At 33.1% G+C, this 19,582-nt stretch carries 10 protein-coding genes; 5 read left to right on the top strand and 5 right to left on the bottom strand.

The window, feature by feature from the left end:
• Positions 1-24: 24 nt before the first annotated feature.
• The 4 genes from OH806_RS09000 to OH806_RS09015 all read right to left on the bottom strand — a co-directional run bounded on the left by OH806_RS09000 (position 25) and on the right by OH806_RS09015 (position 8,611).
• Positions 25-1,476 (bottom strand): SusD/RagB family nutrient-binding outer membrane lipoprotein, encoded by a 1,452-nt coding sequence (locus tag OH806_RS09000; protein WP_264743337.1) that lies wholly within the window; start codon positions 1,474-1,476, stop codon positions 25-27.
• An 11-nt stretch (positions 1,477-1,487) separates the two neighbouring features.
• Positions 1,488-4,460: a SusC/RagA family TonB-linked outer membrane protein gene (locus OH806_RS09005; protein WP_264743338.1), complete on the bottom strand. Its 2,973-nt coding sequence runs from the start codon at positions 4,458-4,460 to the stop codon at positions 1,488-1,490.
• Positions 4,461-4,724: 264 nt separating this feature from the next.
• Positions 4,725-5,471 (bottom strand): glycerophosphodiester phosphodiesterase family protein, encoded by a 747-nt coding sequence (locus tag OH806_RS09010; RefSeq protein ID WP_264743339.1) that lies wholly within the window; start codon positions 5,469-5,471, stop codon positions 4,725-4,727.
• Positions 5,472-5,512: 41 nt separating this feature from the next.
• Complete coding sequence (locus OH806_RS09015; RefSeq protein WP_264743340.1) at positions 5,513-8,611, bottom strand: TonB-dependent receptor; 3,099 nt, start codon at positions 8,609-8,611, stop codon at positions 5,513-5,515.
• Positions 8,612-8,853: 242 nt separating this feature from the next.
• On the opposite strand from OH806_RS09015, the gene ligA reads away from it, so the two are divergent.
• From ligA to OH806_RS09040, 5 genes are all read left to right on the top strand, one after another.
• Positions 8,854-10,857, top strand: coding sequence for an NAD-dependent DNA ligase LigA (ligA, locus tag OH806_RS09020; protein WP_264743341.1), 2,004 nt, complete (start codon positions 8,854-8,856; stop codon positions 10,855-10,857).
• A gap of 147 nt (positions 10,858-11,004) precedes the next feature.
• Positions 11,005-11,652 (top strand): MgtC/SapB family protein, encoded by a 648-nt coding sequence (locus tag OH806_RS09025; RefSeq protein WP_264743342.1) that lies wholly within the window; start codon positions 11,005-11,007, stop codon positions 11,650-11,652.
• A gap of 143 nt (positions 11,653-11,795) precedes the next feature.
• On the top strand, positions 11,796-13,934 hold the full coding sequence (locus OH806_RS09030; protein ID WP_264743343.1) for a S46 family peptidase: 2,139 nt from the start codon (positions 11,796-11,798) through the stop codon (positions 13,932-13,934).
• Positions 13,935-14,012: 78 nt separating this feature from the next.
• Positions 14,013-15,002 carry a polysaccharide deacetylase family protein gene (locus OH806_RS09035; RefSeq protein WP_264743344.1) on the top strand — a complete coding sequence of 330 codons (990 nt, stop codon included), beginning with the start codon at positions 14,013-14,015 and terminating at the stop codon, positions 15,000-15,002.
• Complete coding sequence (locus OH806_RS09040) at positions 14,999-16,078, top strand: GNAT family N-acetyltransferase (protein WP_264743345.1); 1,080 nt, start codon at positions 14,999-15,001, stop codon at positions 16,076-16,078. Before OH806_RS09035 ends, OH806_RS09040 begins: the two co-directional genes overlap by 4 nt.
• A 24-nt stretch (positions 16,079-16,102) precedes the next feature.
• Here OH806_RS09040 and OH806_RS09045 read toward each other — a convergent pair whose 3' ends face one another.
• The gene (locus OH806_RS09045; protein WP_406567611.1) at positions 16,103-18,982 is read right to left on the bottom strand and encodes a M16 family metallopeptidase; all 2,880 of its coding nucleotides are present in this window, start codon (positions 18,980-18,982) and stop codon (positions 16,103-16,105) included.
• Positions 18,983-19,582: the final 600 nt, after the last annotated feature.

Here is a 19,582-nt window from a genome sequence, read left to right on the forward strand (position 1 = left end):
TTTATAATTTAATTCGTTAAAAAATTATTGATTCCACCACATTTTGATGTTGATATTATCCCCTCCCATAGATTGTACTGCAGCATTGTAATTAGTAGTATTTAAAACTTTCGGATTTGGTGGATACATCAATCTCTGAGGTAAATTGCCATTATTTAAAAGCCCTCCATTGTTGGGAAGCACCGGAAAACCTGTTCTTCTCTTTTCAAACCATTGTTGCTGGTCTACAAAGAATAAAGCCACATATTTTTGAAGCATAACTCTTTCCAAAGTTCCGTTGTAAGCTACATTTTGATTAGTAAAATAATTTGCAGGAACAACAGAACCCCATTGTTCAATAGCCGCTTTCACCCCATTTTCATAATAAGTTTGTGCATTTCCGGGAATAATTCCCTTTAAAACAAGCTCTGCTAAAGTAAATTGCAATTCAGCATAAGGATAAATCAAAATATTTAAGGGAGCTTTTGCCAAATTCTGATTCAAATTTGATGGCTGATAATCGAACGTAGTTCCGAAAGCATATCCTGAAGGAGCACCTTTGTAGCCGATATTTGTATTTCCCGGGATACTTTTCGCCTGAGAGAAAAACAGAGCCATACGAGGGTCATTATTAGCCTTTAATGTTTCAACAAAAAACTCTGAAGCCGCTCTGCTTGTCGTGAAATCCTGAGGTCTCGCAATCGGCGGAAGCAAAGGAGAAACACCTGTAATATTCAGTTTTGCACCTTCATTATTATTTTGGAAAATAGGATAAGATGCAGGATCACTTATAATTTCCTGAATTCTCTCATGAACATTTACTTCTCCATTTCTTTTTAAAATTCTTGTCAACAATCTCAAAGAAAGAGAATTACATAGTTTTTTCCAGTTTGTAATTCCATTTTTATCAGATTCCGCCTTATAAAATAAGTCAGCCCCTGTAAGTAATTTTGTAGTAACAAAAAGAGAATTTGCCGTTTTTAAATCATCCAATAATTTCACATAAATATCTTTCTGTTTATCAAATTTTGGCTGACTGATACCTTCATCTAATTTTGAAGCCTCCGAAAACGGAACATCTCCGTAGGTATCCGTAAGGTTAGAGTATATCCAGGCATTAAGAACCATTGCTATGGCCTGATAATTCGGATCGTTTTCTTCTATTGCCGCTTTTTTAAGATCATCTACTTGTTTTAGCCATTTATAAGAGTTATTCCAAAAACCCGCGCCTGTATTTTCAGTAACATAATAACGACTCAAAGAGTTACCTTCGTTTGGAAAACCAAGAGAAACCTGCATAACATCGAAAGTAAAGTCATCGGCTCTCATATAGTTAACACACGCCATATTGTATTGAATAGGAACTAATAATTTAGCCGCAACAGGATCACTTATTCTGCTTTCATCTGTATTTACCTCATCCAAACTCCTGCTACAAGAAACAGGAATCAAACTTATACCTGAAATTAATAATATATTTAAGAGTAATTTTTTCATGATTTTAAATTTTAGAATTTTACATTAAGCTGAATACCCACCGTTCTTGCAGTCGGAAGTTGTCCCATTTCTACACCTGCCGTAATCTGATTATCATTAAGAGTTGCAGCTTCAGGATCAAACAACGGGAACTTCGTCCACATCCAAAGATTTCTTCCGAATAATGCCAGAGTCAAATCAGTTAATTTCAATTGTTCTGCTACACTTTTAGGAAAAGAATAAGAAATTCTGGCATCTCTTAACTTAATAAAAGAAGTATCGAATGAGTTGGTTTCAACGTTTGCTCTTCTATAGTAATCAGCATAATATGTAGGAACAGCCACTCCTTTTGTGTTAGGAGAATAAGAACCATCAGGATTCTGAACCACTCCTTCTCCTATAATCAATCCATTAGGGTTATCTCTTCCTACCAAAGTATGAGTTAATTTCCCTTGTTCTGTCATCTTATGATGCGACTGAGAATATGCCATACCTTTATACTGACCGTCAAATGAAAAACTTACCGTAAAATTTTTATACCTGAATTCATTCTGAAGTCCTGCTCTCCATTTCGGATATGCATTACCAATTTTCTTCATTTGAGTAGGTTTAGCCGTCAATCCATCAGTTCCGAAAACAACTTGTCCGTCAGGAGAATATTCTAATCCATAACCATACATATCACCAAGCGAACCTCCGACCACAGCATTGTAATAAACCACTCCACCTACACTACCCATTGTATACGGTTCACCGTGAAACTCTTCTGGAAGAGACAAAATTTTATTTCTGTTCATTGACCAGTTTGCATTTATACTCCATGAAAAGTTTTTGTTTTTAACAGGAAATGTATTTAACGTCATTTCAATTCCGCGGTTTCTTACTTCACCTGCATTAATGGTTCTTTTACTATAACCCGTCTCCAGCAAAGTAGGAATATCAACAATCTGATCTTTAGAATTATTCTGATAAACTGTAAAATTGTAGGTAACTCTGTTTTTCAGGAAGCTAAAATCCATTCCGGCTTCGATATTGGTAAGCATTTCAGGTCTTAAGTTTGGGTTTGGATACAGTGAAGGAGCTTCCACAGAACCGGAAAAATCACTATTGTTATAATATTTAATAAGTTTATACGGATTTGTATCATTTCCTACTTTTGACCAGGAACCTCTTAATTTCCAATAATTAAATTTATTCGAGGTCAGCTTGAAAATATCAGAAAGAATAAAAGACACACTCGCCGATGGATAGAAATAAGAACGGTTACTTTTTGGAAGCGTACTACTCCAGTCATTTCTTGCGGTAACATCTAAAAACATTTTGTTTTGGTACCCTAAAGTCATCAATCCATACGTACTATTCACCTGTTTATCTCCCGGTTTGGCAAATTTTGTAATGTTTGAAATTCCATTGGGAAGCGTGTAAATTCCAGGTTTAAGAAGCCCATCTGCTAAATAATCATACATTGTATATTCCGAATAACGGATATTTCCACCGACAGATGCACTGAAATCAAAATCATTGAATGTCTTTTTGTAAGAAAACAAAAGATCATTATTCAAATCCATCAATTTAACATGCTGTTCTCTATACATCCCTTGAAGATAATTTGCAGAATTCCAAGGTCTTCTCTGAGTACGTTCTTCATTAGTAAGCTCCATCCCCGACCTAAACATTACCTCGAAGTTTTTTGCAATTTTATAATTCACATTCACATTACCTGTGATGAAATTCTTATCTACCCCATTCAGCATTTCATAAGCAATCATATAAGGATTATCAATATAAGAACTGAAAGGATGAATCTGCTCTGTCTGATATTTATCTTTTTTCCAAATTGGTTCATACCAAACTAAGTCTACATTCGGATTCTGGAAAATCATGAAATATGAAATAGACTGATTGCTATACCCTGTTGCCGGTAAATTATCACTCTTCATTTTACTGTAATTGAATTTTACCCCAACCTTCAATCTTTCGTTTACTTTATGATCAAGCGAAAGAGCGGCATTGAATCTATCAAAGCCTGTATTAGGCATCATCCATTCATTTTTCAAATACGTTAATGATGTTCTGAAAGATGTATTATCATTCGAAGATTCCACAGAAACACTGTTTGAAAAGGTAGTACCCGTTTGCCAAAAACCTTTAATATTATCTTTGTAGGGTCTCCACAATTGTCTGGTTAAACTCTGACCTTCTACCGTAGGATCATATTGGAAAAAATATTGTCCGTTAAATTTCGGTCCAAAAGCACTACTTGTTCCCCCTGTATTTACACCGTCCGCAGAAGCTCCGTAAGAATAGAAATAATTTCCGTTTGTATCCTTCTGCATCGTTCCCTGACCATATTCATACTGGTAATCAGGCCATTTTAAAACAGAATCATAACTCGAATATGAGTTTAAACTCACCTGAATCTTACCCTTCTTACCTTTACCTGATTTCGTGGTAATCATGATAGCTCCTCCTGCCCCTCTTGAGCCATACAAAGCAGCTGCTGAAGAACCTTTCAAAATAGAAATCGATTCAATATCATCTGGATTAATGCTGTTTATTCCGTTTCCGTAGTCAATAGGCAAATCAGCCTTAGAACCTGCTCCATATGCAGAAAACCCTGTTCCTGTAGTAGAATTATTCAACGGAATACCATCTACCACAATAAGAGCATTATTCTGATCCATATTCATGGAAATATCTCCACGTAATTTGATAACTGAACTTCCTAAAGATCCTGCACCCGCCGTCTGAATTTTCAGTCCGGCAACTTTACCTTCTAAAGATTGTGCCCAGTTATTGTTCTGAGTTTTAAGAATTTCATCAGATTTTATGGTTTCTGTAGAATAGCCAAGGGATTTATCCTGTCTTTTAATCCCCAAAGCCGTGACCACAACCTCATCAATATTTTTGATGGTATCTCTTTTTGCTTTTTGTTGAGCCATTAAATTGACACTGACTAATCCTAACAGTGACAAAACCAGCAACTTTTGTTTCTCTTTTCGCATATCCAAAATGTTTGCGCAAAATTAAAACCGCATTACCATTATGACTTTAACATCATTTTAACATTTATTAAACAATTATTTAATTACATATTAATTTATTATTAACAAAAACAAATAATCACCTATACAACAATCGTTTAGAACCATTACCTATTCTTAATACAAAAACTTAAGAATATTTATATAACTTTATTTTCCCACTTTTAAAACAAAAAAGTTTGCCTCAAAATGAGACAAACTTTCAAAAAATAATATACAAAATGTTTATTTACCTTTTAATTTATCAGGAATGTTAGTTGTAACAAAATCAATACCCTGAGCTTTCAATTGGTCATAAATTGCAGGATCATTTACCGTCCAAGTATTGGTGATAAGCCCTAGTTTTTTTGATTCTGAAATCCAAGTCGGATTTTTCTGAAAAACACTGTAATGGTAATCTAAACCATCCAATCCTTCACTTTTAATTTGTTCCGGAGACAATTCGCCATTCAAATATTGAACTTTAAACTTAGGCGCAATTCTTTTGATTTCTTTACAAATATGCAAACTAAAAGAAATAAATTCACTTTGAGAATCAAGCTGCATATCTTTTATCATCTTGATAGTCTTTTCTACCATTTCAGTCTCTAGTTCAGGGGTTTTTGTAGGTTTAATTTCCACAATCAACTTCAATGAAGCATCTTTTTTGCCTTGTTTCAGGTAATTTTTTAATGTTGGAAATTTTTCACCATTTGATAGCTTTATTTTTTCCAGCTCTTTGAATGTAACCTCCGAAATTTCCATTTTTGCGTGATGCTCATCATGATTCACCACCAAAATTCCGTCTTTTGTCATTCTTACATCAAATTCAGACCCATAAATTTTTAATTTCTGAGCATTCTTCAATGATGTAAGAGAATTTTCCGTTGTCGGAGGTTCTGTCTGAAAATAACCTCTATGTGCAATAATCTGGGTTTGTGCCTTCATTACGACTGTGCTTAAAACTGCCAACCCTAAGATAAAATTTTTCATAATACAATTTGATAATTAATATAAAAGTAGTGTTTTAATTTTTAAAAAGTATACTTCGCGCCTATCTGAATTTGGTAAGGATTCCCCGACAAAGGTTCTAAACCACTTGTATTCCTCACGTATTCAAACTGTTTTGTAGCTGTATTAAATTTTGTAGCTCTGTAAAGCGCCATCGTACCATAAGATTTGTTCACTCCCCATTCTTTATTAAGCAAATTGGCAACATTAAAGATATCTACAGAAAGCTCAAAAGCTCCAATTTTCTCAAATTTTATTTTCTTTGCTACACGCACATCCCAAATTCCATAAAAACCATTCTTTCCACCATTTCTTTCGGCAATATTGTTATTGTATTTGGTAATATAGTCTTTGAGTGCTGAGCCCACTTCAGGATCATCAATTAAAGATTGGGTAAGTTGTGGAAAAATATATGCTAAGTCATTAGAATCAACAAAATCTCCGTTAATATTCCCTCCTGCTGTCACAGAAAAACGAGTTCCGCCAATTCCTGAATATCTTACACCCAACGTAAATCCTGCAATAGTAGGCGAATTACCATAAACAACTACTTTATTCCTGAATTGATTATCAGAATAAGTCATTCTTAAATTTCTGGGATCACTTTGAACCATTGTTGATAAAGTCGCTGAATTGGCTACATTTCCGTTGTATGAAGTATTATCTTTAATATCTGACCAAGTATAACTTGCTGTGATTTCTCCATCTTTCCAATAACGGTAGCTTGTATCGACTACAAATGAGAACTGGTTTACCTTTCCGTCACTCACCAACTCCAGAACTCTTCCGAAATTTTTATTAATTCTGCCTTCTTTCCAGTTTAGAGTTACTGTATTATTTGCATTGTTTGTAATTCCGCTTTCAGGTACAAAAACTCCTCTTCCTCCTTCATTAGCCAAAGTTATAAACGGATTTACAGCCATATTTCTGTCATAATAGTAATAATTGTTTCTACCCAAAGCCATATAACCGGCAATTCCTGCTCTGAATTTTTCATTAAAGAAATGCGTATAAGATACATTTGCTTTATAAACAATAGGAATTTTAGCATCTTTTCCTGTAAAATTAATTGTCGGAAGCTGATATTGAGATAAAGAAGGCACAGAACCATAATCATTTCTGTAACTTACAAAATCAGGTGTAAGACCAATCTGAGAAGGATTAACATCTACTGTCGCCAAATGCTTTCCATCAAACACCAAATTATTAATAAGCATATAATTATTGATATCTGAAGAGAAAATTCCCGCCCCGAATTTCACGAAATCTTTATTTTGCTCATTAATATTCCAGTCAAACTGAAATCTTGGCTGAATTACAAAAGATTTAATTTTATAATCCGTTCTGATTCCCATTTCATCGTACAATTTTTGGTTAAATTCAGCCTTAGGATAACCTCCATAATCCAATCTTAATCCTCCCATAAAATCGAGACCTGTCGCAATTTTAGTCTGGAATTGTCCGTATACACCAAGATTCCAGATACCTGACTTCACAGAAGGATCACTCATTAAAGGAACTTCCCTGTAATATCTGTTAGAAATCAGATTATTAAAAGCATCCATTCCCTGAAAATGAAACCTACCATTTACTTCACTTCCGTAAACAGATTTTGCTCTTGTGTACATTAAATCTGCTCCAAAAGTATATTTCACCTTATCCGTATTGTAATACAAATTGTCAACTATCTGGAAAACATTATTTCTAAAACTTTCCTGAGCAAAACGATGCCCTCCAATCTGAATACTCGTTGTACGGGTTTTACCATCTATTGACGATGCTACACCTTCTACAATTGCTCTTGGAACCGGATGCCCCAATTCATCATTTTGATAACTATCCTGGAAAGTATATAAATATTGTGCTTTTAATTCATTGGTTAAATTGGGTTTTAGGTTTGACCTCAACGTAAGCAATAAACTGTTATCTAAATTTTTATCATTACCATAAGATTCAAAGAAATTAATCGCTGTATTATCGCTTAATCCGTTTTTGTTAATGTCATAAGTGAAATTATTTCTTAAAGTCAACAAATGCTTTTCATTAATCTGCCAATCTAAACGTAAAAATGCAGCATCAGAATTTCTTACTTTATCAAAACTTCCGAATTGTGGTGAATTTCCGACTCCGTATTTTGCTCTTGCAATATCTAGAAACTGATTCAGAGTACCATTATTGATATTCAATCTTGCTTCATCTTCTTTTGATTTTATATCAGCAATAAGCAACGGTCTTGAATCTAGCTGATGATCCCATGCAACAAAAAAATGCAGTTTATTTTTAATGACAGGACCTCCCAAAGAGAAACCAAACTGAGATGTTGAAAAATCATTTTGACGTTTATTTCCACGAATATCGTACGAACTCGAAAGCCAATTCGTTCTCAAATATTCCCAAGCACTTCCTGAAAATTTATTTGTTCCCGATTTTGTAACTGCACTTACCGTACCTCCTCCACTTCTTCCAAGCGTAACGTCATATTGATTGGTTGTAATTTTAAATTCACGAACCGCCTCAATCGAAATAGAAAAAGGAGCACCACTTCTACTTGTCGTAGAACCTGCAGAAGTAGGATTTTTCGCAGTCATCCCATCAATCGTAAAATTAGTAGAAGAACCTAATTGTCCTGAAAGATTCCCTCCCTTTCCACTCAGAGGCGAAAGCTCTGTAAGATTGGTGAAATTTCTTCCGTTTACAGGCAAAATCCCAATATTTTTAGATGTAATCGCTGTTGCCGAACCTAGATTTCCGATTTTATTTTTCAAATTCCCTGTTACAACAACTTCGTCAATAAGTTTTTCTTTACTTTCTCCCAGATTCAGATTCACAGTCACCTGATCTCCAAAATTCACATTGTAACCTTCTTTTTTTTCTTCATTTACAATCACCGTGTAAGGTCCACCTAAAGGAATTTCTTTAAAAATATACTCTCCTTTAGAATTGGTTTCCGTTTCTGTTCTGAAACCTGTAGACTCATTTACAATTACTACTTTTACCCTTTCCTGAGCCACATTTCCGGTTGTTGTTACCTTTCCCACAATTGAAGCTTGTGTCGTCTGTGCATAAGCCAATGTTCCAAAACTTAAGAACAATAATCCCAATACAATCTTTACTTTTCTCATGTCATCAAATTAGTTGAGTGCAAAGGTATTGCAAGGGTAAACCATTAGTGATTAAGAGAATTTTAACATTTTTTAAATTATATAAAAACATTATGTTAAGTGTTTTTAAACATAAAACTTTTTTCCTTAGAGACTCAGTTTATTGAAACATATTAAGAGATTTTAATTTTGTACAATATTTAATTCCCATATTTTTTAAATGGAATTAGTTTAATTATTTTTGCTTAAAAGATAGAACCACAATGCCTGAAAACATTCAACAAAAAATAGAAGAACTTCGCAAAGAGCTTCATCAACATAATGAAAACTATTACCTTCTAGACACACCTACCATTACAGACTATGACTTTGATATGCTATTGGAAGAACTTCGTGATTTAGAAGCAAAATATCCTGAATATTATGACGAAAACTCACCTACAGTGCGTGTTGGCGGAGGAATTACCAAAGTTTTTCCGACAGTTCAACATAAATTCAGAATGTATTCATTGGATAATTCTTATGATTTTAACGACCTCGAAGATTGGGAAAAAAGAATCATTAAAACCATTGATGAACCTGTAGAATTTGTTGCAGAATTAAAATATGACGGGGCTTCGATTTCTATTTTGTATGAAAACGGAAAACTTGTACAGGCTGTAACTCGTGGAGACGGTTTTCAAGGGGATGAAATCACGGCAAATGTTCGTACAATTTCAGATATTCCTTTAAAATTAAAAGGAGATTTCCCTGAACACTTCTTTATGCGAGGCGAAATCTACTTAACAAGAAAAAATTTCGATAAAATCAATAAACTTCGTGAAGAAGAAGGGTTAGATCCGTTTATGAACCCCAGAAATACAGCAAGTGGAAGTTTAAAAATGCAAGATAGCGGCGAGGTAAGAAAACGTGGTCTGTCGTCTGTTTTGTATCAATTTATTTCTGAACAGATTCCTGCAGAATCACATTGGGAATTGCTCGAAAAATCGAAAACTTGGGGGTTCAAAACTTCACAACAGGCAAAATTGTGCAAAACACTGGATGAAGTAAAAGAATTCATCAACTTTTGGGATACTGAACGACACAATTTACCTTTTGAAATAGACGGAATTGTACTAAAAGTCAACTCTTTACAACAACAAAAACAACTTGGATATACTGCCAAATCTCCACGTTGGGCAATGGCTTATAAATTTAAAGCAGAAAAAGTTGAAACCGAATTACAAAGCGTTTCTTATCAGGTAGGAAGAACCGGAGCGATTACACCTGTTGCCAATTTAAAGCCTGTTTTATTAGCTGGAACCATTGTAAAAAGAGCTTCCTTGCATAATGAGGACATCATTAAAAAACTTGATTTACATGAAAATGATTTCGTTTATGTAGAAAAAGGAGGTGAAATTATCCCAAAAATTGTTGGGGTAAATACAGAAAAAAGAACCGAACAAAGCAAAGAAATCGAATATATCAAACATTGTCCTGAATGTGGAACCGAGTTGGTGAAAATTGAAGATCAGGCTATTCATTTCTGCCCCAACGAACTTCATTGTCCACCTCAGGTTGTAGGAAGAATGATTCATTATGTTTCTAGAAAGGCTTTAAATATTGAAAATCTAGGAAGTGAAACCATCGAGCAACTTTACAGAGAAAAGTTAATCGAAAACCCTGCAGATTTTTATGTTTTAACCAAAGAACAACTTCTTCCACTCGAAAGAATGGCTGAAAAATCGGCTCAAAATATTATTTCGGGGATTGAGAAATCAAAGGAAATTCCGTTTGAAAAAGTTTTATACGGAATTGGAATAAAGCACGTTGGAGAAACGGTTGCCAAAAAATTGGTAAAAAACTTCCCGACCATTGAAGAGTTGAAAAATGCTTCGATAGAAGAACTTTGCCAGGTAGAAGACATCGGAATAAAAATTGCGGAAAGCATCGTTGAATTCTTCAAAAACCCTGAAAATATTTTAATGATTGAAAGATTAAAATCTCATGGAGTTCAGCTTGAAAAGAGAGAATCTACCAATGAAGTTTTATCAAATGCTTTGGAAGGAAAAACATTTCTCTTCACCGGAAAATTATCTCTATTCACAAGAGAACAGGCTGAAGAAATGGTAGAAAAACATAACGGTAAAAACATTTCTGCGGTATCAAAAAACCTAAATTACCTTGTTGTAGGTGAAAAAGCAGGAAGCAAACTGAAAAAAGCCCAAGACATCGGAACCATTGAAATCCTTGATGAGCAACAGTTTCTGGATTTGATAGAAAAATAATAAATCTCTTAAAAACACTTAGACCAGTAATTTGTTTTTATAAACAACCTAAAAATACTGCCTTTTTAAGGCAGTATTTTTTATATTATCCAACTTTAAAAATGTTCATTATTTTGTTGTAATTTTATTATTAATAATTTAAAAAAAATGGATTTTTTAAAAGACCATAATGTTATCCAAAATGAACTGTTATTGATTTTCATATCCGTTCTTCTTGGTTTATGTATCGGAGCTGAAAGAGAATATCGCAACAAATCGGCAGGTTTGCGTACTTTCATTTTAGTATGTTTCGGGTCTTGCCTTTTTACAATCCTTTCTCTTGCAATCGGGGTTGAAAATCCTGATCGATTGGCTGCGAATATTATTACAGGTATAGGCTTTTTGGGAGCCGGAGTCATTTTTAAAGGAGATAATAAAATTGACGGGATTACGACTGCAACAACAATTTGGGCCACAGCTTCCATTGGAATGGCAATAGGCGCAGGATATGTTTATCTTTCTATTTTAGGAGCGATTCTGGTTTTACTGATTTTAAGCTCACTTATTTATTTACAGAACTATATTGACAACATTCATAAAATTCGTGAATATAAAATTGCAGTCGGAGATGCTCAGCATATAGAACATTGTAAAGTCATATTCAAAGAACATCACCTGAAATATGTAATGATAGGACAACAATACAGTAAAGAAAATTTTTCTACAATCTGGAAACTAACAGGAAAAAATAAACATCATGAAACTTTAATTAAACAATTAATGACTGATGAAAAAATTACTAGCTATCAATTTTAAAATCAATAATTAAACTAGCTCGTAAATTTATTTCAAATCTTAGAAATTATTTTTTATTCAACCAATAAACTTTATAATATATATCCTACAATTCATAACCTTTTTCTCCCTTTTTCTTTGTAAATTGGGGCAAAATTTTGATTATGACAAAAAAGATACTTTTATCTGTATTTCTTTTGCCTGCTACAATGGCATTTGCACAACAATACGGAGGAATGTGGATTCCGACAGAGCTTAATGAAAAGGAAATGAAGGATTTGGGAATGAAAATCTCTGCAAAAGACATCTTCAATCCTCAAAAAGCAAGTATAAAAGATGCTGTGGTACAGTTCAACGGAGGTTGTACTGCTGAAATTATCTCTCCAAAAGGTTTATTATTAACAAACCACCACTGCGGATATGGGCAGATTCAGGCACATTCAACAGTGGAAAACGACCTTTTATCAAACGGTTTTTGGGCCAAAAACATGACCGGAGAGCTTCCAAATCCAGGGGTAACAGTAGATTTCATTGTTGACATAAAAGAAGTAACTAATCAAATTTTAGAAGGTACGGATAAACTTACAGAACCTGAACTTTCAAAACAAATTGCTAAAAATATTGAGATTTATAAAAACTCTCAGAAAATAGAATCTTACCAGTCTATTTCTGTAAAACCAATGTATTACGGAAATAAATATTATGCTTACACCATAGAAACATTCAAAGATATTCGTTTGGTAGGTGCTCCGCCACAAAGTATCGGTAAGTTTGGTTCGGATACAGACAACTGGGTTTGGCCACGACATACAGGAGATTTTTCGATGTTCAGAATTTATGCAGACAAAAACAATAAACCTGCAGAGTATTCAAAAGACAATGTTCCTTATGTTCCCAAACATTATCTTCCTGTTTCTATAAAAGACAAAAACGAAAACGATTTCACTTTTGTATTCGGATTTCCAGGAAGAACAACGGAATACCTTCCTGCAATTGCTGTTGAAAAAATAATGACAGAAATCGATCCTGCAAGAATCGCAGTAAGAGATGTTGCCCTAAAAACTTTAGACGAAAAAATGCGTACAGACAATGCAACACGCATCAAATACGCTTCAAAATATGCTTCTGTAGCCAATTACTGGAAAAAATGGATTGGTGAAGTTGAAGGTCTGAAAAAATCAAATGCAGTACAGAAAAAAGTAATGTATGAAGGTTCTTTAGTTTCAAAAAATCATGAAATAAAATCAACTATTGACCAATTAAACAAATTATACAACGATCAGGCTCCTTATGCTTTAAATAATGCTTATTACACAGAAGTTATCAGAAATGCTGAAACTTTAAAACTTGCGGGAGATTATTACAACTATATTTCAGCAGTTGAAGCAGGAAGAATGGATGAAAAGGGAATCACTTCTCTGAAAAATAGATTATCATCATTCTACAAAGATTACAGCGCTGAATTGGATGCGAAAGTAACAGCTAAATTATTGGCTCTTTACGCAAACAAAACAGCTTCACAATTCCTTCCTTCCGGATTTGACAAGTATAAAAATGAAGCTCAAAACATTCAACCTATTGAAGAGGCTTCTAAAAATTCAATCATCACAGGTAGAGCAACTGTAAACGGAGCTTCTTTGTCAACTGATATAGATAAAGCATTTTCTAATCAGGACAAACTGATAAAAACTTTGAAAAAAGATCCTATTTATCAGCTTTATGTATCGATGAGAGAGACTTACATGAAAACTGCAGATCCTCAATTTACTTCTTTACAAACAAAAATTGATGCTTTACAAAAAACTTTCATGGCCCAACAGATCGCTACTGATAAAGACAGAAAATTCTTCCCGGATGCCAATTCTACCCTTCGTGTAACCTACGGAAAAATAAAAGGCTCTTCTCCTAGAGATGCTGTTTCTTACAATTACCAGACATATTTGGCTGGTGTAATTGAAAAATATATTCCTGGAGATTATGAATTTGATGTTCCAAAAAAATTAATTGACCTTTATAACAAAAAAGATTACGGAATTTATAAAGATAAAACAGGCGATGTACCTGTAGGATTCACAGCCACTAACCATACAACAGGAGGAAACTCTGGAAGTCCGGCTTTGGATGCACACGGAAACCTTATCGGGTTGAATTTTGACAGACAATGGGAAGGTACAATGAGTGATATTAATTATGATCCTCGTTTTAGCCGAAACATTATGGTTGATACCAAATATATTCTTTTCATCGTTGATAAATTTGCCGATTCTAGATGGCTGATTGATGAAATGAAAATTGTAAAATAATTTTTTATCAATAAAAAACTTAGAATCTATTTAAATTTTAATTCATTTAAATAGATTCTTTTTTATTTTTGAACTGTAATGCTCAAAGAAAAACTCATTCATTTTTTAGCAAACTTCGAGAAGGAAAATATTGAACAATCATTTCCTTTAGATTATTGTGTTCCTGTTTATCACTGTGTTTCTGATGAAAAGTTACCTCACATTGAGAATGTTATTAATTATAAAAAAATAAAGCAGTTTGAGCAAGATTTAGATTATATTTCAAAATATTTTCAGTTTGTAAATTGGAGTGAGTTTAAAGATTATGTAGAAGGAAATTTCAAACCCAAGAAGAAAATCGCTTTACTTACTTTTGATGATGGTTTTCGGGAGTTTTATGATGTCATTGTTCCTATTTTGGAACGAAAAGGAATTTATGCCATCAACTTCATCAATCCCGCATTTATTGACAATCAGGATTTAATGTTCCGTTGTAAAGCAAGTTTAATTATTAACGAAATTGAAAAAAATAACAATGTAAATCCTGAAGTTTATAAAATCCTCCACTCAAAAGAAGACATTAAGCGTCAAGTTCTTGATATTAATTATTTACAAAAGAATACTTTAGATAAATTGGCACAAATTCTAGAGATTGATTTCAATTCCTTTTTAAAAGAACAAAAACCTTATTTAACAACCGAACAATTACATATTTTAACGCAAAAAGGATTCGGAATTTCTTCTCATAGCTGGGATCATCCTCGTTATGACCTTTTATCTCTTGAACACCAACTTGAAACGACTTTCAAAACATTCGAATATTTAAAAGAAAACAATTTTCTGTACGAAAGTTTCGCTTTTCCTTTTACCGATTTTGGTGTAAATAAAGTGTTTTTTGACAAATTATTTGAAAACAAAGATCTCTTTTGTACGTTCGGAAGTGCTGGAGTAAAACTTGACAGTATTGAAAGAAATTTTCAAAGAATACCGATGGAAACAGGTGAAAATGCGGAATTAATTATAAAAAAGGAAATCGCTTATTTCAGATTAAAGAAATTGATACATAAAAATAAAATCGTCAGAAAATGATACATCTTAAAACATTGAATAAAAAAGAATTAGAAGAATTTGTATCATCCGGAAATTATAAAAAATACGATTTTCTTCCCATAACGGCTCACAGAGCACAATCTCACATCAAAAATCCCAAAGCTACCGATGAGCAAACGTTATTGATTCTTGCATTTGAAGATGAAGAATTGGCAGGATATTTAGGCTGTTTTCCCGATTATTTTGATATAAACAACCAAAAACTTAGATATGCCTGGCTAAGTACGTTGTATATCAGTAATAAATTCAGAGGAAAAAAAATCGCTCAAAAACTATTGCAAAAAGCTTTTGAGGAATATGATGAAAAAATAGTTCTTACTGAATTTACAAAAGAAGCAGAGTCTCTTTATAACAAAATAGGAAGTTTTCAATACATTCAACCGAAGAATGGAAAAAGATTTTATTTCAGAACCGATTTTGAAAACATTATTCCTTCAAAAAAACCAAAAACAAAGGCTTTAAAACCTATTTTTCGGTTGGGTGACATCTTTTTGAACTCTGCAATATCTTTCAAGAATCAATTTATTAAAAAACCTGATTTTACATATGAAATCTTATACAAAATCGATTCAGAAAGTACTGATTTCATTTCGAATTTCCAAAGTAATCGCAATACGGAAGAAATAAATTGGTTTATTGAAAACCCTTGGGTTTTGGAAGGAAATCAAAAAGAAGAAGATTACTTATTTTCCTCTTATTCCAAAGTTTTCAAATATTATTGGGTGAAAATTTTTGATGAAAACAATCACCTCAAAATCTGCTCTCTCCTATTGATAAGAGACGGACATTTAAAAATTCCTTATCTGTTTTCAAAATCTGATTTAGCGGATTTTATCGACCTTTTAAGCTATTTTATTGTAAAAAATAAAATAATCACTTTAACGAGTTATCAGACTGAATTCAACCAAAAAGCAGAAGCCGAAAAATATTTTCCGAAAATACACGAACGAAATATCCAAAGAAGATATATGTTTCATAATACACTTATTGAAGCTCTTCCGGAGAACTTTAATCCGATTTTTCAGGATGGAGACGGAGACTGCGTTATGACATAAAAAAGAGGCTCAATTGCCTCTTTTTTAGTATCCGAAAATTTCTTCTAAGCTTACTTCTGTAAATGTTCCCATTTTGTTGACTGCATCCATATTGAGGTTTTCTTTTTTCCCGATAATGGCAGTATTGAAATGCAGTGGTTTTATTTCTGTCTGATAAAAATTCTTAACTTCTTCAAAACTCAAGCTCTGAATCTGCTCATACATATCTTTTCTGAAATCGTAAGAAATTCCCAGTTTTTTTAGTTTTAATGTATTGAAAAATATATTCGTTCTTGTGATTCTTGTGGAGGCAATTTGCTTCAATGCCGCATTTTTGGCATTTTCAAACTGAATGGGTACTTCAGGAAGTTCATTCATCAAATCAGTCATTGTATCGACTGCAATTTGTAGTTTATCGGGCTGTGTTCCGATATATGTTGTTACATAATCAGGATGCCCCAATTCTGCATTTGCAGCATAAGACACATAAGCAGAATATGCCAAACTTTTACTTTCTCTAATCTCCTGAAACACTATTGATGATAAACCTTTTCCAAAATACTCGTTAAAAACGTTGATTTTCCCAAAATTTCGGGTATCTACATCATGTCCTTTTGCGACTTTCATCATTTCCACCTGTACCATATCATAATCAATAAAATATACTTTTCCGCTGGTTTCAGGTTCAGGATAAAGTTTAGGTTCAGGAACAGCAAAAGACGTATTATCAATATATTGACCTATATAATTTTTAAAATTATTGAAATCTTTTCCGTAGAAAAATATCTGATAAGGAAATTTGAATAAATTTTTCATTCGGACTGTAAATTCCTCAACGTTTGTATTTTGCAACTGCTCTTTTGAAATCACATCTTTAAAACGAGAAAAATCACCGAGTTTAGCGTAAGTCGACAAAGCCGTCATTATACGGTTTTTATCTTTTTTAATTGCTACTCTGTTTTCAAGTATTGTTTCTACAAACTGATTGTAGATTTTCTGGTCAGGTTTCACATCAGAAAGCCAATGTTGAAGAAGTTCAATTCCTTTTTCGATATTCTCTTCTAAACCATTCAGAGAAATCAAAAGCTGATCTTGAGTAGTTTTAAAATCATTGGTTACTCCAATCTTGAAAAACTCTTTCTTCAAATCTTCAGGCGAAAATTTTTCTGTTCCCAAATATTGAAGGAGTTGTGTTGAAAGACCAAGTTCTCTGTCGTTGTCACTTCCAAAAGGGAAAATAAAATGAACCTGAGCCAAATCATTATATTTATTTTTAACAAAACTCAGCCTCTTATCTTTAATAGTATCTGTTTCTATTTCTTTTTGATAATCAATAAATTCCGGCTGAATATCTTCTGTCTTTTCTGCCAAAATTTCTTTCAAAAACTCAGATTGGGCATCTCGATTGATTTTAATTGGTGTGATTCCCGGATTTTCTACTCTTAGAAGTTTATCATTAATTCCTTTTTCTTTATGAATAATCACATAATTATCCTTAAAAAAATCATTCGCAAAATTTACAACATCCTGTTTTGTAAATTGAGCATAAATATCCATTTCATTAAGTTCCTGCTCCCAACTTCTGCCTTTGATATAGGTATCATAAAGATTCGTTGCCAAACCATCTGCCGTTTCCAGAGTTTTCATTCTCTGGATTTTAAAATCATTAATGATTGCAGGTAACATCCAATCAGGAAAATCTCCTTTTTTCACCAATTCTAATTGTTCCAAAACCAAATCTCTGGCTTCATCAAGCGTTTGATTTTCTTTAGGAACCGCAACAATTGAAAAATACCCGTACTGTTTTAATCCTACAGAAAAGGCTTGTCCCCAAAGTAATTTTTGAGTTTGATTGATATTCAAATCTAATAATCCTGCTTCTCCTCTATTACTCAGAATATTTACCACAACATCCGCCAACATCGCTTCTCTTGAGCCATAACTTTCTGTTCTCCAAGCAATCTGAACTCTTGGTGTTGTCGGACTTTTTACCACTCTTTTTACAATTTCGGTAATTGGTTTTTCAACAATCGGAGTTTTTTTAGGGAGTTCTTTGTAAGGAATTGTACCAAAATATTGGTCAATCAGCTTAATCGTTTCTTCAAAATCTAAGTCGCCCACCAAAACCATTGCATAATTATTAGGAACATAATATTCATCAAAATATTTATGAATAGCTTTCATCGAAGGGTTTTTCAAATGCTCCGCCTTTCCTAAAGTCGTTTGCTGACCATTCGGATGAGTTGGAAAAAGAGCATCCATCAACTCATATTGCACCAATCTGGAATCATTGTCCTGTGCCCTATTGAATTCCTCATAAACAGACTCTAATTCCGTATGAAAAAGACGTAAAACCATTTCTGAAAATCTTTCTTTTTCGATTTTAAGCCATTTTTCCAGTTCGTTATTCGGAATATTGTTTTTATAAACCGTTTCATCAAACCAAGTATGCGCATTAGTTCCCGTTGCACCTAATGAAGAGATGGCTTTATCATATTCATTCGCAATCGCATACTGACTTGCTTCTTGAGAAATTTCGTCAATTTTTTTATAAATTTCCTTCTTTTTATCAGGGTTTAATTCAGCTTTATGCTGCTCAAACAACTCAGAAATCTGGTCTAGTAAAACTTTTTCTTTTTCCCAATTTTGTGTTCCCAATTTCGACGTTCCTTTGAACATCATGTGCTCAAGATAATGAGCCAATCCTGTATTGTCTGACGGGTCATTATTGCTTCCCGTTCTTACCGGAATATAGGTCTGGATTCTCGGAGCATCAAAATTCTGGGCAAGAAATACCTTCAAACCATTTTTTAAGGTATAAATTCTTACGTTGTTTTTATCGTTTGAAATAGTAATGTATTCGTAATTGTTTTTATCTGTATGGAATGTAGATGTATACTTCGTATCTGTCATATATAAACTCATTTTTCATCCTTAAGAATCAGAATGTATTGCAAATGTAAGGAATAGAAAAAGAATGCTTGAAATATTTATTTTAATTGCATCTATCACAATTATTTTTAATTTAGTATTAGTTAGCTATCTTTATTTCAATAAAAATAGATGAAAATAGAATTGATTAACTGGGTCTTGGTTAAATATATCCTTTATTTCACTGTTTTTCATTTAGAATGGTATTATGTTGACTAAATCAATCCAAATTTTGATTGATTTAGTCACTCTCCTTTACAATTTTTAAAATCTATTTTTCTTTTGGCTTGAAACCAAAAGAAACAAAAATTCAAGTCTGCAATCGAATGCTAAAAATAATTTCTGTTCTCTAAAAATTCTGAACTTGCGCGAAGTCAATTTTATGGCTTCTGTTCACTTTTTATGTCGCGCTTCGAACAGGAGAATTTTCTTAACGTTCACAGAAATTTTTTTTTTAACGCTTTCGCTTTCTAAGACGTTTTTCTTATTTCCTATGGTTACTATTTGTTTTACTCTTTATAATTGTATTGAGGAAATTAGCATCAAAAAATTAAATAAAATTATTTAGACTAAAGTTTTTCTTTAATATTATCC

This window comes from Chryseobacterium oryctis, assembly GCF_025971925.1.
Lineage (GTDB): Bacteria > Bacteroidota > Bacteroidia > Flavobacteriales > Weeksellaceae > Chryseobacterium > Chryseobacterium oryctis.

Coding starts and splice junctions, on each gene's coding strand:
- OH806_RS09000 (WP_264743337.1), bottom strand. CDS start 1,476: ATGAAAAAATTACTCTTAAATATATTATTAATTTCAGGTATAAGTTTG.
- OH806_RS09005 (WP_264743338.1), bottom strand. CDS start 4,460: ATGCGAAAAGAGAAACAAAAGTTGCTGGTTTTGTCACTGTTAGGATTA.
- OH806_RS09010 (WP_264743339.1), bottom strand. CDS start 5,471: ATGAAAAATTTTATCTTAGGGTTGGCAGTTTTAAGCACAGTCGTAATG.
- OH806_RS09015 (WP_264743340.1), bottom strand. CDS start 8,611: ATGAGAAAAGTAAAGATTGTATTGGGATTATTGTTCTTAAGTTTTGGA.
- ligA (WP_264743341.1), top strand. CDS start 8,854: ATGCCTGAAAACATTCAACAAAAAATAGAAGAACTTCGCAAAGAGCTT.
- OH806_RS09025 (WP_264743342.1), top strand. CDS start 11,005: ATGGATTTTTTAAAAGACCATAATGTTATCCAAAATGAACTGTTATTG.
- OH806_RS09030 (WP_264743343.1), top strand. CDS start 11,796: ATGACAAAAAAGATACTTTTATCTGTATTTCTTTTGCCTGCTACAATG.
- OH806_RS09035 (WP_264743344.1), top strand. CDS start 14,013: ATGCTCAAAGAAAAACTCATTCATTTTTTAGCAAACTTCGAGAAGGAA.
- OH806_RS09040 (WP_264743345.1), top strand. CDS start 14,999: ATGATACATCTTAAAACATTGAATAAAAAAGAATTAGAAGAATTTGTA.
- OH806_RS09045 (WP_406567611.1), bottom strand. CDS start 18,982: ATGAGTTTATATATGACAGATACGAAGTATACATCTACATTCCATACA.